Below are 13,267 nucleotides of genomic sequence, written 5' to 3' on the forward strand. Positions count from 1 at the left end.
GCAAGAAGTCCTGAGCTTAGCCCACCGTAGCGCGCAGCGCCCGGATCGCCGCTTCGTCCATCCCGATGCGCTGATCCACGGGCAGGCTGACATGCAGGGCCGCTGCCGCCTGGCCAAATGCTGCCGCCTCCGGCAATGCCGCGCCCCGCGCCCACTCCGCCGCCAGCGCGCCGATGAAGGCATCCCCGGCCCCATGCGACGAGATCGGCGTCACCTTGTGTGCCGGCTGGCGCTGGACCTCGCGCCCATCGGCGACCACCAACCCCTTATGGCCGAGGGTCACGATCGCCGCCTTCGGACCCAGCCCTTGCAGCACCGGTGCGGCCTTGACGGGATCGAGGTCCGCCTCGCGGAAGTCGAGAAGGTCGGCGGCCTCTCCACGATTGACCACGAGCAGGTCGAGACAGCCAAGCAACGCGGGTGAAACGCTCCGCGCCGGTGCCGCATTCAATACGACACGCATCCCCGCTGACCGGGCCCTCTGGGCAAGGAACAGGTTCGCCGCCTCCGGGACCTCGCTTTGCAGAAGAAGAAGGGCACAGTCCTTCGGAAAGGCAACCGCCTCGGGCCGGAAAAGAAGGTTCGCGCCCGAGACGATCACCGCGCCATAGCTGCCATCTGGCAGGGAGATTGCCACCGACATGCCCGAGGGTCCGGGATGGGTCTGCACCCCCTCGCGCCGGACGCCCGCTGCGTCCAGCGCCGTCCGCAGCGTCATCGCCGCGTCGTCCGACCCGACGGCCCCCGCCATATGCACCCGCGCCCCCGCCCGGGCGGCGGCGGCAGCCTGGTTGCCACCCTTGCCGCCAAAGGCCGTCCGCACCCCGGTGCCGGTCAGCGTCTGGTCCAGCCGGGGAAGGCCGGGCGAATCGACGATCACGTCGTGATGCAGGGAGCCGGCGCAAAGGATCACCGGCGCAGGCAAGTCGTCAGGCACCAAGCAAGGCCCCCATCACAATCAGCGTCACAGCCGCCCCGTCCTGCCGGGCCTGCGCGGCCCGAAGGGCGGGGTCCTGTGCCAGCCGCGCCGCCACATCCACCATTCGATCCGTCAGGCGCACATTTGCGCGGGCCTCCTCCACCGGGTTCAGGCCGGAATGGTCCGGGAACGTATCGAAGTAGATGATCCCGCCATAGCCCGCACGGGCAAGCGCCACCAGAAGCTCCACCGTCTGCACCGGATGCACCGATCCCGCCATCAGACCGTCATCGCGCTTGCCGTAGCCGTCGTTGAGATGCAGCCCCAGGATCCGCGAGTGCCGCGCGGCCAGCATCGCCGCCTTGGCCGGCATCTCGCCCGCGTAAAGCATATGGGCAAAGTCCAGCGTGACCCCGGTATTCGCCCGCCCAACCTCGTCCAGCGCCAGAAGCGTCGTCGCCATGTCCGGCATCAACGCATGGGCGCGGGGTTCGTTCGGCTTGTATTCCACCGCGATGTCGATCGCGGGGTTGTGGTCGGCCACCTCAGCAATCGCGGCGATGGTATCATCCCACATCCGCGCGTAATCGGCCTGAAAGCTGTAGTCGAACCCGTCCTGCCCCATCCAGAGCGTCATCTGGCTGCCGCCCATCGCCGCACAGGCATCGATCCCGCGCTTCGTCAGGTCGATCGCGGCACGGCGCACACTGGCATCAGGATGGGTGAACGCCCCAAGGCGAAACGCATCCTCGGTGTAGTAGCGCATCGCCAGACCGTTCAGCGCCATTCCTTCGTCGGCCAGGAGCCGCGACAGTTGGCCGGGATCATGCGCCGCGAAATGATCGGGATAGTTCAGGTCGGCCGCAGTCAGCCCGCCCACCTGGCCTGCGCCCCGGATCATCTCGGCCACCGTCCCGCCCTTGGTCTTGAAGGCATTCAGGCGCGCGGCATAGCGGGGGCGGTTCGGCAGGCTCATCGGGGATCAGGCGGGGTTGAAAAGGTCGGGCCGGTCACGCTCCAGCGGTTCCAGATAGGTGATCAGCTGCCTCAGGTGGCTGCGCACAGCCGCACGCGCGGCCTCCGGGTCCCGCGCCTCAAGGGCTGCGAGGATCGCCTGATGCTCCGAGAGTGTCGCCTGAATACGCCCCGGCACCGGCAGGATCAGCTGCCGCGCCCGGTTCACATGCGCCCAGGCGGTTTCCGACACCTGCGCCAGCCGCGGAAATCCGCTGAAGGACAGGAGAAGCTCATGCATCGCCGCATCCATCGCGTAAAAGCCGGGGATGTCGGCATCGGCCACCAGCGCCGCCTGCACCGTCAGGTTCCGGCGCAGAAGCGTCAGCTGGTCGTCGGTGATGATCTCGGCCACCCGCTCGATCGCGGCAAGCTCGATCGCCTCGCGCAGGAAGGCACCTTCACGGATCTCCTGCATCGAAAAGCGCGCGACGAAGGTGCCCGCCTGCGGCACGACGTCGACCAGCCCCTCACCCTGCAGCCGCGCCACCGCATCGGCCACAGGGCTGCGGCTGACCCCGAGGGCTTCGCAGATTTCCGGCTTGCGCAGGATCTCGCCCGGACGGTACTCCAGCGCAAGGATCGCCTGCCGCAGCGTCTGATAGACCCGCTGCCCGAGAGAGCCGGAAAAACCGGCCAACGGACGCAGCCTCTGCGCCGTCCCAATCTCTTCGACGCGGGGCACTTGTTTGGCGGGCGCGGCTGGTTGTAACATGCTAACATGTTAGGCGACTGTGTCTCGCTGTCAAGAAAGGGACTGCCATGGCTGATGGGGTGATCCGGTTGCATGGCGCGGACAACGTGGTCATCGCACTTCAGGATCTGCCCGCCGGCAGCCGCCTTGGCGGGGTGGACGCCGCCCTTCCCGGCCCCGTGCCGCGCGGCCACAAGATCGCCACCCGTGACATCGCGGCGGGCGAGACCGTCATCCGCTACGGCCAGATCATCGGCCAGGCGACCCAACCGATTGCGGCGGGCTCCCATGTGCACAGCCACAACCTCGGGATGGGCCCGCATTCCAGCGACTACGCCATTGGCTCGGAGTACACCCCCCTGTCGCCCCTCCCCCCGCGTGAGTTCATGGGCTACCACCGCGCCGACGGCTCGGTCGGCACGCGGAACTACCTGGGCATCCTCACCTCGGTGAACTGCTCCGGTTCGGTTGCCCGCTTCATCGCCGAAGCGGCCGAAAAGGACCCCGTCCTCGGCGCCATGCCCGGGACCGACGGGGTGGTCCCCATCGTCCATTCCACCGGCTGCGGCATGTCGGGTACGAACGAGGGGTACCAGACCCTGATGCGCACGCTGAAGGGCTATGCGCGGAACCCGAACTTCGGCGGCATCCTCCTTGTCGGCCTCGGCTGCGAGGTGATGCAGGTCCCCGACCTTGTCGGCCAGGGCCGCCTCCGCCCTGACGGCAACTTCCGCTACATGACGATCCAGGGCGAAGGCGGCACGCGGGCCACCATCGACCGCGCGCTGAAGGTGCTGCGCGATATGGCCGAGGTGGCGGGACAGGTCAAACGCGCCCCGGCCCCGGTGTCGAAACTGGTCATCGGCCTGCAATGCGGCGGCTCGGACGGATACTCTGGCATCACCGCGAACCCCGCGCTCGGCCATGCCTCGGACCTTCTGGTCCGCATGGGCGGCACCACGATCCTTTCGGAAACGCCAGAGATCTACGGGGCCGAACACCTCCTGACCCGCCGCGCCGTCAGCCAGGCGGTCGGAGAAACGCTCCTCGAACGCATCCGCTGGTGGGAGGATTACACCGCCCGGAACGAAGGCGAGATGGACAACAACCCCAGCCCCGGCAACAAGCGCGGCGGTCTGACAACGATCCTCGAGAAATCGCTGGGGGCCGTCGCCAAAGGCGGCACCGCCCCCCTCTCCGGCGTCTACAAGTTCGCCGAACCCATCACCACGCCCGGCTTCGTCTACATGGACAGCCCCGGCTACGACCCTTGCAGCGTCACCGGCCAGATTGCCTCTGGCGCCACCCTGATCGTCTTCACCACCGGGCGCGGCTCGGTTTCGGGCTACAAGCCCTCGCCCTGCATCAAGCTGGCGACGAACTCCGAGATGTATGCCCGGATGAAGGAGGACATGGACATCAACTGCGGTGACATCCTCGACGGCGTCTCGATCCCTGCGAAAGGTGAAGAGATCCTCGAGAAAATCATTGCCGTCGCCTCCGGTCAGCAGACATTGTCAGAGGAACTCGGGTTCGGCGGCGCCGAATTCGTGCCCTGGCAGATCGGAGCCGTGATGTGAGCGAGGAACACTATCCCCAGAATCTGATCGCGATGCTCGAGGCGGTCTGGGGCGAAGGGTTCCTCTCGCCCGGCGGCCCGGCGGAGGTGGCGCGGGTGCTGGAAGGCCATGACCTGCGCGGAAAGTCGGTGCTCGACATCGGCAGCGGCGCCGGCGGGATCGACGTGGCCCTCGCTACCGCCCATGGCGCGGGATACGTCACCGGGATCGATGTCGAGGATGGCGTGATCAACCGCGCCCGCGCGCTTGTCGCCGAAAAGGGGCTGACCGACCGGATCGGCATCGTCAAGGTCGCCCCCGGCCCCCTGCCCTTCCCGCCCGGAACCTTCGACGTCGTCTTCTCGAAGGATTCGATCATCCACATCCCCGACAAGCACGCCCTGATGGCCGAGGTGGCCCGCGTCCTGAAGCCCGGCGGATGGTTCCTTGCCTCGGACTGGCTGATCGGGACCGAAGAGATCTCGCCACAGATGGCCGAGTATATCGCCGCCGAGGGCCTGGATTTCGGCATGGCCACCCCGGCGCGTTACCGGGCAGCGATGGAGGCGCAGGGGTTCCGCGACATCCGCATCACCTCGCGCAATGCCTGGTACCGCGAGGAGGCGCGGCGCGAGGTTGCGCGCATGCGCGGCGACGTCGGGGCCAAGGCGGCGGCGATCGTCGGCCAGGCCTTCGTCGACCACAATATTGGCATCTGGGAACGGATGATCCCGGTCCTCGACACCGGGGAACACTGCCCCACCCATCTCGCTGGCCGGAAACCGTGAAACCGCCCTACCACTGGCCCGACCCGGACCGGGACTACGCCAACGGCGCTTTCATTCCCGGCAGCGCGGTCTATCCCGAGCTCTGGCTGGCCAAGGCCGCCGCCTTCCGCGAGGAACGGCAGGAGCTGGCCGAGCTTGACCTCCATTACGGCCCGGGGGCACGCGAGCGGCTTGACCTCTTCCTGCCCGACCAGGCGCCGCTGGGCGTCGTCGTCTTCATCCACGGCGGCTACTGGCATCTCTTCTCGAAATCCCATTGGTCGCACCTCGCCGCCGGCCCCCTTGCGCTTGGCTATGCTGTGGCCATGCCCAGTTACACACTGGCCCCGCACGCCCGTCTGTCCGAGATCACCGCCGAGATTGCCAGGGCGATCTGGTTCGTGGCCACACGGCTATCGGGCAGAATGGTGGTGACCGGCCATTCCGCTGGCGGTCACCTCGCCGCCCGCATGGCCTGCGCCGACGTCGTGGTGCCGGTGGACCGCGTGGTGCCGATCTCGCCCCTGACCGAGCTTGGCCCCCTGATCGCGACCGGGATGAACGCGACCCTTGGCATCGACGCCGACGAAGCCGCGCGGGAAAGCCCGGCACGGCTGGCGAAGCGGCCCGAAGTTTCGGCCCGCGTCTGGGTCGGTGCCGCCGAGCGCCCGGCCTTCCTCTGGCAGGCCAGGGTCCTGGCCGAGGAATGGAACTGCCCCTGGACCGCCGAACCCGGCCGCCACCACTTCGACGTGATCGAAGGGCTGGAAGACCCCGCCTCTTCCCTGACGCAGGCGCTGCTCGCCGGGTTGTAGGCCGGGCTTCAGCGCGGCTTACAAGAGTGCCGCTTCCGCCCGGCGCGCCTCGGCCTCACGCGCGGCCTCGATGGCGGCACGGCGGCGGCGGCGGACCTCGTAGATCACCGCACAGATCACCGTGAACAGCATCAACAGAAGTGCCAGCGCGTTGATCGTCGGCGTGATCCCGGACCGGACCTGGCTGAAGACATAGACCGTCAGCGTGTCCATCGTGCCGCGCGTGAAAAGCGTGACGTTGAAGTTCTCGATCGACTGGAAAAAGGCAATCGCAGCCCCCGCCCCGATGGCCGGGTAAAGATGCGGCAGAAGCACCCGGCGCAGCACCTGCGCATGGCTTGCGCCAAGGTCCAGCGCCGCCTCTTCCAGGCCCGGATCAAAGCTTTGCAGCCGCGCCAGCACTAGAAGCATGACATAGGCCGCGATGAAGCTGACCTGCCCCAGCGTCGAAAGGTGCAGGCCGGGCGAGAACGGGATCACCCCATGCGCGCCCACCATGTCGCCCATGCTGTTCCAGAACAGCACCGTCGAGATGCCGATGACCAGTCCCGGCGCCAGGATCGGCGCCACCATGAACCCGTAAAGCGTCGCCCTGATCCGCCCCGAGACCGAGTTGATCACGATCGCCGCCGCCGTCCCGATCGGCACCGCCAGCGCCACCACTGCCAGCGCGACGAGGATCGAGTTCAGAAAGGCCTTCCACATCCGCTCGTCGGCGAACAGGTCCTCGAACCAGCGCCAGGTGAACCCCTTCCAGGGTGCCACCGTGGGAAGCCTGCTGTCGTTGAAGGCCGCCCCGGCCATGATGATCAGGGGCAGCATCAGGTAGATCAGGAACAGGACCATGTAGAAATGGCCAAGGAACGCGCGCTGCCGGGTCATTTGGCGATATCCGAAAGCTTCACGCGGAAAAGCCGCATCATCAGGATGACGAAGAAGATGCAGAGGAGAAGGAAGATCATCGAGAACGCCGCCCCCGTCTGCCAGTCCTGTGCGTCGTTGAACCAGGTGTAGATCGACTGCGGGAACCAGATCGCGCTTGTCGATCCGACCACCGTCGGCACCAGAAGCGACCCAGCGGAAAGCATGAACACCATCACGCAGCCCGATGCGATCCCGGGCTTCGCATGCGGCATCACCACGCGCAGATGCGTCTTCCACCAGGGCGCACCCAGATCCTCGGCGGCCTCGATCTGATTGCTGTCCAGCGACTGGATCGCCGTGTATACCGGCAACAGCATGAAAAGGACGTAGCAGTAGACCAGCACCGCGACGATGGCGTCATAGTCGGTCAGCACCCCCTGCTGCCAGCGGATCCCCCGGTCGATCAGGCCCACCCCGGTCAGAAGCTGGTTCAGCGGGCCGTTGAAGGTCAGGATGATGTACCAGGCAAAGGCCCGCAGCGCCTCGGACACCCAAAGCGGGATGAAGAGCAGCAGCATCAGCATCGGCAAGGACTGGGGCTTGGCCACCTTCGCCAGGTAGAAGGCCAGCGGATAGGCCAGCACAAGGCAGATCACCGTCACGATGGCCGAATAGAACACCGTGTCGAGGAAGGCCAGGAGATGGGTCGAGATCGTGACCGGGATCCCGAAGATCGTGTTCGGCGCAGCCGCATCAAAGAAAGTGCGGTAGTTGTCGAAGGAATAGACGTCCTTCGGCCCGCCGACCTCGGTATAGGGCAGATAGGGCCGGAAGCTCTGCTCGAAAAGCGAGATGTTCGGCAGGATCACCAGCACCAGAAGCCAGAAAGCCGTCAGAAGCACGAACAGGAAAGTCAGCGAGGTGCCATAGCGGCGGAACAGGTCCTGCATCGTCAGGCCCCGGATTTTGCGCGGTCGTGGTCCGGCAGGATCGCCGCCCGCGCGGCATCGAAGCTCATGTAAAGCTTCGTCCCCGGCGCCGGCACCGTGGCCGAACCGTCGTTGCGGATCTCGGCCGTCAGCCTGGCACCGCTGTCGGTGTGGCCGGAGACGGCGATGAAGGCACCCTCGAAGGACACGTCGCCCACGGTCACCGCAATCGAGTTCTCCGCCTCGGCAGCGGCAGAGAGGCGCGTGTGCTCGGGTCGGACATAAAGCTTCGACGACCCCGAAACAGCATCGGCCCCCAGCCGGGCCCGGAACGTCCCGTGCGGCGAGGCAAAGCTGGCCATGCCGCCCGACTCCTGCCCGATGGTCCCGGTGAAGACGTTGTTTTCGCCCACGAAACCGGCCACGAAGCCGTTCACCGGGTTGTTGTAGATGTCGCGCGGGTCAGCCACCTGCTGCAGGCGGCCCTGGCTCATCACGCCCACGCGGTCGGACATGGCCAGCGCCTCGCCCTGGTCATGGGTGATGAAGATGAAGGTCACGCCGGTCCGCTTCTGGATCGCGCGCAGTTCCGCCCGCATGTTCTGCCGCAGCTTCAGGTCCAGCGCCGACAGGGGCTCGTCCAGAAGCATCACCTGCGGCTCGACCGCCAGCGCCCGCGCAATTGCCACGCGCTGCTTCTGCCCGCCCGAAAGCTGGCTCACCATCTTGTCGCCCGCCCCCGGCAGGTCGACCAGCTTCAGCAGTTCATCCGCCTTGGCCCGGCGCACGGTCTTGTCGACGCCCCGCATCTCAAGCCCGAAGGCGATGTTGTCGGCCACGGACATCAGCGGGAACAGCGCCAGGTTCTGGAAGATCAGCGCCGTGGGCCGCTGGTTCGGCCGCGTGCCCTTCACATCCTTGCCACCAATCCGGATCACGCCCGAGGACGGGTCGGTAAAGCCCGAGATCATCCGCAGGATCGTGGTCTTGCCGCAACCGGACGGGCCAAGAAAGCTGAAGAACTCCCCCGCCTTGATCGTGACGTTCACATGATCGACCGCGCGGAAGCTGCCGAAATCGCAGCAAACGTCGTCAAGTTGTATTTCGGCGCTCATCGGCGGCCAGTCCCCTGCTTTCGTCTTGTCATCGCCGCCTCTTTGGGCGGTTCAACGGAAAAAAGGCCCGCCAGAGGGTGCTCTGGCGGGCCCGGTTCAGTCGCCGCTCAGGCGGCCTTGTACTTGTCGGCGTATTCCGAACGCTTGGCAACGAACTCGGCGGTCTGCTCCGGCCACCACCACAGCTTGGCAAGCGCCTCGTCGTTGAAGGTGCCGGCATAGTATGCGGCAACTTCCGGCGACAGGAAGTCGCCCGAGCCCTTGCCGACCGGGTTCGACGAGAAGGCGGTCGCCCACATGGCCGAGCCTTCGCCGGTCGAGACGAACTTGGCGAACTCGTGCGCCTGGTCGACGTTGGTCGCGTTCTTCATCAGGACAAAGCCCTGATGCCAGGCGAAGGCGCCCTCGACCGGAGCCAGATAGGCGAAGCCGTCGTTGCGCAGGTTGAAGCCGGTCGAGTCCCAGTTCAGACCCAGCACGGCACCGTTCGCGGTGAAGCCGGCGTTGGCTTCGTTCTCGCCCGACCACCACTGGACCACGTTGGCCTTGGTCTTGATCGCTTCGGCCAGCGCGATGTCCCAAAGCTCGGCCATGGCACCCATATCGGTGTAGCCATCCATCCACGGACGCGGCAGCTTGCCCTGGGCATCCAGCCACCGGCCCATCGCGGCCAGCGCGGAATGCGGACGCAGCACGACCGCGTTGTCCGGGTTGAAGAGGTCGCCCAGCGACGGCGGCGACGACAGCTTGGCATCGGCGCTGTTGGCGACAAGCGCCTCGGTGCCCCAGTTGGACGGCACGTAGAACAGCGCGCCACCGGCACGCGACCGCTCACCGGCCGAACCGTCGGCCAGACCCGGCAGATAGTTGTCCATCGCCAGTTTGGCTTCGTCCCAGGCGCCGAGCAGGCCGTTCGAGTTCCAGCCACCCCAACGGTCGATTGTCGGCTCCATCACGTCGACGCCACCGGCTTCAAGCGCGACCTTGCCGGCTGCGAACATCGAATCCTGATCGGGAACTTCGGTGAAGTTCACCTTGATGCCGGTCGCGGCTTCGAATGCCGGAAACACCTTCTCGGCCAGCGCCGGATAGCCGGCCCAGCCGGTGAAGTTGATCTCACCCGACGAGGCAAGCGCCTTTGACGAGATGATTGCCGGAGCGGCAAGGATACCCGCGCCTGCGGCAGAGCCTTGCAGGAACCGGCGGCGGCTGAAAGCAGAGGTCGTTTTCTTCATGGTAGTCTCCCTGGTTAGGAATGGCAGAGGCTTGGGCTGTCCCCGGTTTTCTTGGCACCTATTCAGAACGCATGGTCGCGTCGGATCATCGGCTAACCCTGGCCCGTAACAGGGCCGTGTCATGTTTCTGAAGCCCCCTTGGCGGTGACACCTTACTCCGGTTCCTACCTGACATGTCAATCTGACATGAACACTCGCGGGACAAAGCCGCGTGAAAGCAGAGGCCATCATCTTTTTTCGTTCTGTTTCAGTATCTAATGCGTGTTTACGTAGCGGAAGTCGGGGGCATTTGTTTGCATGCACTCAACCTTGGGTCGATCTCGCCTCGGATCCGATGTCTCCCTGGGCCACCGCGACCGACTTTACGACGGCGAAAAAGGCCGCACCCGGGGCGATTTCCAGGGCCGTGGCCGACCTCCGCGTCACCCGCGCCAGCAGCGATTCTCCCCCCAGATCCAGCCGCACCAGCACCCCCGGCCCCTGTCCCTCCTGCACCTCGGCCACCCGGACCGGCAGGATGTTCAGCGCCGACAGCCCCTCTGGCCGTGCCCTTGCCAGGATCACGTCCTGCGCGGCCACCCGGACACGCACCCGCTGGCCGACCGCTCCGCCAAGGCGCGGAAGCCAGATCGGTCCGGCCACCGTCTCCAGCCGGGTCAGCCCGTCCTCCTCATGCGCCGCGATCCGCGCCGTCAGGATCGCGCCCGCCTCCGCCAGCCCCATGACCGGCGCTGTTGTCGGGTCGGACAGGACCTCCGCCGCCGGGCCCATGGTCACCAGCCGCCCCGCTTCGATCACCGCGATGGTCGTGGCCAGCCGCGCCACCTCGGGCAAGGCGTGACTGACATAAAGGATCGGCAGCCCCGTCTCGTCCCGCAGCGCCTCGACATAAGGCAGGATCTCCGCCTTCCGCGCCTCGTCCAGCGCGGCGAAGGGTTCGTCCATCAGCAGGATCCGCGGCCCTGACATCAGCGCCCGCCCGATCGCCACCCGGCTTTTCTCGCCCCCCGACAGGGCCGCCGGCCGCCGGTCCAGCAGGTGACCGATCCCCAGAAGCCCCACGATCCGGTCGAACTCGGTCAGGGGCAGCCGCCTGACCCGCGCGCCGTAGGTCAGGTTCCGCGCCACCGTCATATGCGGGAAAAGCCGCCCGTCCTGAAAGACGTAGCCCACCCGGCGACGATGCGGCGGCAGGTCGTGCAGCGCCTCTCCATCCAGCGTGATCTCCGCCTCGTCCGGCCGCAGCAGCCCCGCGACCGCATTGATGATCGTCGTCTTCCCCGACCCCGACCGCCCGAAGAGGCAGGTCAGCCCCGGCGGCGCCGTCAGGTCCACATCCAGCCCAAAGCCCGGGAATTCATGCCTGATCCGCACCCGCAGCGTCATAGCCCCGCCACCCTGACAGCCGCCCGCCGCGCCATCCATTCCGACAGGACCAGCGCCCCCATCGCCAGGATGACCGAGATCACCACCAGCCGGAACGCATCCGCATCGCCCCCGGGCACCTGCAGGAAGGCATAGATCGCCGACGGGATCGTCTGCGTCTCGCCGGGGATGTTCGACACGAAGGTGATCGTCGCCCCGAACTCGCCCATCGCCTTGGCAAAGGCCAGGATCGCCCCCGCGATGATCCCCGGCAGGATTAGGGGCAGCGTCACCGTCAGGAACACCACCGGCCGCGAGGCGCCCAGCGTCGCCGCTGCCTCTTCCAGCTTCGGGTCCACCGCCTCGACCGAAAGGCGGATCGCCCGGACCATCAAGGGAAAGGCCATCACCGCCGCCGCCAGCGCCGCACCCGTCCAGCGGAAGGCCAGCGTGATCCCGAACCAGTCGTAAAGGACGCCACCCACCGGCCCCATCCGCCCGAAGGTCAGCAGAAGAAGATACCCCGTCACCACCGGCGGCAGGATCAGCGGCAGATGCACCATCCCGTTCAGGACCGCCTTCCCAGGAAACTCCCACCGCGCCAGCGCCACCGCAACCAGGATGCCGAACGGCAGGCTGGCCAGCGTCGCCCAGATCGACACCCGCAGGGACAGTGCCACCGCATCCCAAGCCTCGGGGGAAAGCCAGTCCGTCATCCTTCCCGTTCGCCTGCCACTCGCCTCAGCCCGGCGCCAGCAACGTAAAGCCCTGCGCCTCGAATACCACGCGCGCCTCGGGCGACGAGAGGTAATCGACAAAGGCCTGCGCCTCGGGCTTCCCCCCGGAGGCGATCACGGCGGCCGGATAGATGATCGGGCGGTGGCTGTCCTCGGGAAACGTCGCCACGACGCTGACCGTATCCTTGTCCGCAATCGCGTCCGAAGCATAGACGATCCCCAGGGGCGCTTCGCCCAGGGACACCAACTGCAACGCCACCCGCACATTCTCCGACTGGGCAAGGCTGTCCTTCACGCTGTCCCAAAGCCCCAGCGCGGTCAGCGCCTCTTTCCCGTACTGCCCCGCCGGCACCGAATCCACCATCGCCATCGACAGCCGCCCGCCCTTCAGCATCCCCAGAAGGTCGGTCGACCCATCCAGCGCCACCGGCGCCACCCCCGCACCGTGGGCAATCAGCACCAGCCGGTTGCCCAGAATATCCACCCGGCTTTCGGTTACGATCAGCCCGGCATCGGCCACCGCGTCCATCCACTCGGGGGCCGCCGAGATGAACACATCCGCCAGCGCACCTTCCATGATCTGTTTGGCCAGCGCCGAGCTTCCGCCATAGGACATCACCGCCGCGTTGCCGCTTTCGGCCTGCCACTTCGCCCCGATCTCGTCCAGCGCGGTCTTCAGGCTCGCCGCGGCAAAGACCGTGATCTCACCCGCCTGCGCAGGTACGGCGGCAAGAAAACCGGCAAGGGCAAGGCGAAGCAGGGACACAGGCACTTCCAATATGTTTCCCAGAACATATCGGCAAAGGTCGCCCCGAAACGCAAGCGTTATTTCCGTTCGGACACATCGACCAGCAGCGCCGCTACTCTTGCGATGTCAGCGGCACAGGCCCGGTCGGTCGCCGCAACCATCGACCGGTAGGCGTTCAGCACTGCCAGCCCCGTCTCGGTCACCACCGCCCCGCCACCCCCGGCCCCGCCCCGGGCACTGGTGACCAGGGGCTCACGGAACGCCGCGTTCAGCTCTTCCACCAACGACCATGCGCGCTTGTAGCTCATCCCCATCGCCCGCCCCGCCGCCGCGATCGACCCCGTCTCGGCGATCCCCGCCAGAAGCTCGGCCTTCCCCGGCCCGAGGACAAGACGGTCCCCGAAGAGCAAACGCAGGCGCAAGGAAGCAGCAGAGGTCATTTCTGAAGGATCACCGGGCGCACCGCATCTTGCAAGCTTCACCTGCTGCGCACCTTGACCCAAAGC

General features: G+C 66.7%; 14 protein-coding genes. 3 read left to right on the forward strand and 11 right to left on the reverse strand.

All coding sequences use genetic code 11. The features are described 5' to 3' along the window. Positions 1–16: 16 nt before the first annotated feature. From AC2D9V_RS00600 to AC2D9V_RS00610, 3 genes are read right to left on the reverse strand one after another with little or no spacing between them, the layout of a single operon-like run. Positions 17–937 carry a PfkB family carbohydrate kinase gene (locus tag AC2D9V_RS00600; protein ID WP_484712091.1) on the reverse strand — a complete coding sequence of 307 codons (921 nt, stop codon included), beginning with the start codon at positions 935–937 and terminating at the stop codon, positions 17–19. After that, positions 930–1,895, reverse strand: coding sequence for a sugar phosphate isomerase/epimerase family protein (locus tag AC2D9V_RS00605; protein ID WP_484712092.1), 966 nt, complete (start codon positions 1,893–1,895; stop codon positions 930–932). The genes AC2D9V_RS00600 and AC2D9V_RS00605 overlap by 8 nt, the downstream gene beginning before the upstream one ends. Before the next feature lie 6 nt (positions 1,896–1,901). Then, positions 1,902–2,648 carry a GntR family transcriptional regulator gene (locus tag AC2D9V_RS00610; RefSeq protein ID WP_484712093.1) on the reverse strand — a complete coding sequence of 249 codons (747 nt, stop codon included), beginning with the start codon at positions 2,646–2,648 and terminating at the stop codon, positions 1,902–1,904. A 47-nt stretch (positions 2,649–2,695) separates the two neighbouring features. On the opposite strand from AC2D9V_RS00610, the gene AC2D9V_RS00615 reads away from it, so the two are divergent. From AC2D9V_RS00615 to AC2D9V_RS00625, 3 genes are read left to right on the forward strand one after another with little or no spacing between them, the layout of a single operon-like run. After that, the gene (locus tag AC2D9V_RS00615; protein WP_484712094.1) at positions 2,696–4,207 is read left to right on the forward strand and encodes a UxaA family hydrolase; all 1,512 of its coding nucleotides are present in this window, start codon (positions 2,696–2,698) and stop codon (positions 4,205–4,207) included. Further along, positions 4,204–4,974, forward strand: coding sequence for a class I SAM-dependent methyltransferase (locus AC2D9V_RS00620; RefSeq protein ID WP_484712095.1), 771 nt, complete (start codon positions 4,204–4,206; stop codon positions 4,972–4,974). The genes AC2D9V_RS00615 and AC2D9V_RS00620 overlap by 4 nt, the downstream gene beginning before the upstream one ends. Continuing rightward, complete coding sequence (locus AC2D9V_RS00625) at positions 4,971–5,768, forward strand: alpha/beta hydrolase (protein ID WP_484712096.1); 798 nt, start codon at positions 4,971–4,973, stop codon at positions 5,766–5,768. Before AC2D9V_RS00620 ends, AC2D9V_RS00625 begins: the two co-directional genes overlap by 4 nt. Before the next feature lie 18 nt (positions 5,769–5,786). Here AC2D9V_RS00625 and AC2D9V_RS00630 read toward each other — a convergent pair whose 3' ends face one another. The 8 genes from AC2D9V_RS00630 to AC2D9V_RS00665 form a co-directional block, all read right to left on the reverse strand. After that, entirely contained in the window at positions 5,787–6,650 is an 864-nt protein-coding gene (locus AC2D9V_RS00630) for an ABC transporter permease (RefSeq protein WP_484712097.1), read from the reverse strand. Next, positions 6,647–7,582, reverse strand: a complete 936-nt coding sequence (locus tag AC2D9V_RS00635; protein ID WP_484712098.1) for an ABC transporter permease — start codon at positions 7,580–7,582, stop codon at positions 6,647–6,649. Before AC2D9V_RS00635 ends, AC2D9V_RS00630 begins: the two co-directional genes overlap by 4 nt. A 2-nt stretch (positions 7,583–7,584) precedes the next feature. Beyond that, complete coding sequence (locus AC2D9V_RS00640) at positions 7,585–8,676, reverse strand: ABC transporter ATP-binding protein (RefSeq protein WP_484712099.1); 1,092 nt, start codon at positions 8,674–8,676, stop codon at positions 7,585–7,587. Between the two features lie 107 nt (positions 8,677–8,783). Further along, positions 8,784–9,911, reverse strand: coding sequence for an extracellular solute-binding protein (locus AC2D9V_RS00645; RefSeq protein ID WP_484712100.1), 1,128 nt, complete (start codon positions 9,909–9,911; stop codon positions 8,784–8,786). Between the two features lie 303 nt (positions 9,912–10,214). Then, on the reverse strand, positions 10,215–11,297 hold the full coding sequence (modC, locus tag AC2D9V_RS00650) for a molybdenum ABC transporter ATP-binding protein (RefSeq protein WP_484712101.1): 1,083 nt from the start codon (positions 11,295–11,297) through the stop codon (positions 10,215–10,217). Next, positions 11,294–11,992 carry a molybdate ABC transporter permease subunit gene (gene modB / locus AC2D9V_RS00655; protein ID WP_484712102.1) on the reverse strand — a complete coding sequence of 233 codons (699 nt, stop codon included), beginning with the start codon at positions 11,990–11,992 and terminating at the stop codon, positions 11,294–11,296. The genes modC and modB overlap by 4 nt, the downstream gene beginning before the upstream one ends. Before the next feature lie 25 nt (positions 11,993–12,017). Next, positions 12,018–12,785: a molybdate ABC transporter substrate-binding protein gene (gene modA, locus AC2D9V_RS00660; RefSeq protein WP_484712103.1), complete on the reverse strand. Its 768-nt coding sequence runs from the start codon at positions 12,783–12,785 to the stop codon at positions 12,018–12,020. 53 nt (positions 12,786–12,838) lie between these two features. Further along, positions 12,839–13,201, reverse strand: coding sequence for a winged helix-turn-helix domain-containing protein (locus AC2D9V_RS00665; RefSeq protein ID WP_484712104.1), 363 nt, complete (start codon positions 13,199–13,201; stop codon positions 12,839–12,841). Positions 13,202–13,267 lie beyond the last annotated feature (66 nt).

Source organism: Tabrizicola sp. T46 (genome assembly GCF_057219895.1).

Excerpts from the sequence above, each read along its gene's own strand:
- AC2D9V_RS00645 (WP_484712100.1), bottom strand. The coding sequence starts at position 9,911 with ATGAAGAAAACGACCTCTGCTTTCAGCCGCCGCCGGTTCCTGCAAGGC.
- AC2D9V_RS00640 (WP_484712099.1), bottom strand. The coding sequence starts at position 8,676 with ATGAGCGCCGAAATACAACTTGACGACGTTTGCTGCGATTTCGGCAGC.
- modB (WP_484712102.1), bottom strand. The coding sequence starts at position 11,992 with ATGACGGACTGGCTTTCCCCCGAGGCTTGGGATGCGGTGGCACTGTCC.
- AC2D9V_RS00615 (WP_484712094.1), top strand. The coding sequence starts at position 2,696 with ATGGCTGATGGGGTGATCCGGTTGCATGGCGCGGACAACGTGGTCATC.
- AC2D9V_RS00635 (WP_484712098.1), bottom strand. The coding sequence starts at position 7,582 with ATGCAGGACCTGTTCCGCCGCTATGGCACCTCGCTGACTTTCCTGTTC.
- modC (WP_484712101.1), bottom strand. The coding sequence starts at position 11,297 with ATGACGCTGCGGGTGCGGATCAGGCATGAATTCCCGGGCTTTGGGCTG.
- AC2D9V_RS00610 (WP_484712093.1), bottom strand. The coding sequence starts at position 2,648 with ATGTTACAACCAGCCGCGCCCGCCAAACAAGTGCCCCGCGTCGAAGAG.
- AC2D9V_RS00630 (WP_484712097.1), bottom strand. The coding sequence starts at position 6,650 with ATGACCCGGCAGCGCGCGTTCCTTGGCCATTTCTACATGGTCCTGTTC.
- AC2D9V_RS00665 (WP_484712104.1), bottom strand. The coding sequence starts at position 13,201 with ATGACCTCTGCTGCTTCCTTGCGCCTGCGTTTGCTCTTCGGGGACCGT.
- AC2D9V_RS00605 (WP_484712092.1), bottom strand. The coding sequence starts at position 1,895 with ATGAGCCTGCCGAACCGCCCCCGCTATGCCGCGCGCCTGAATGCCTTC.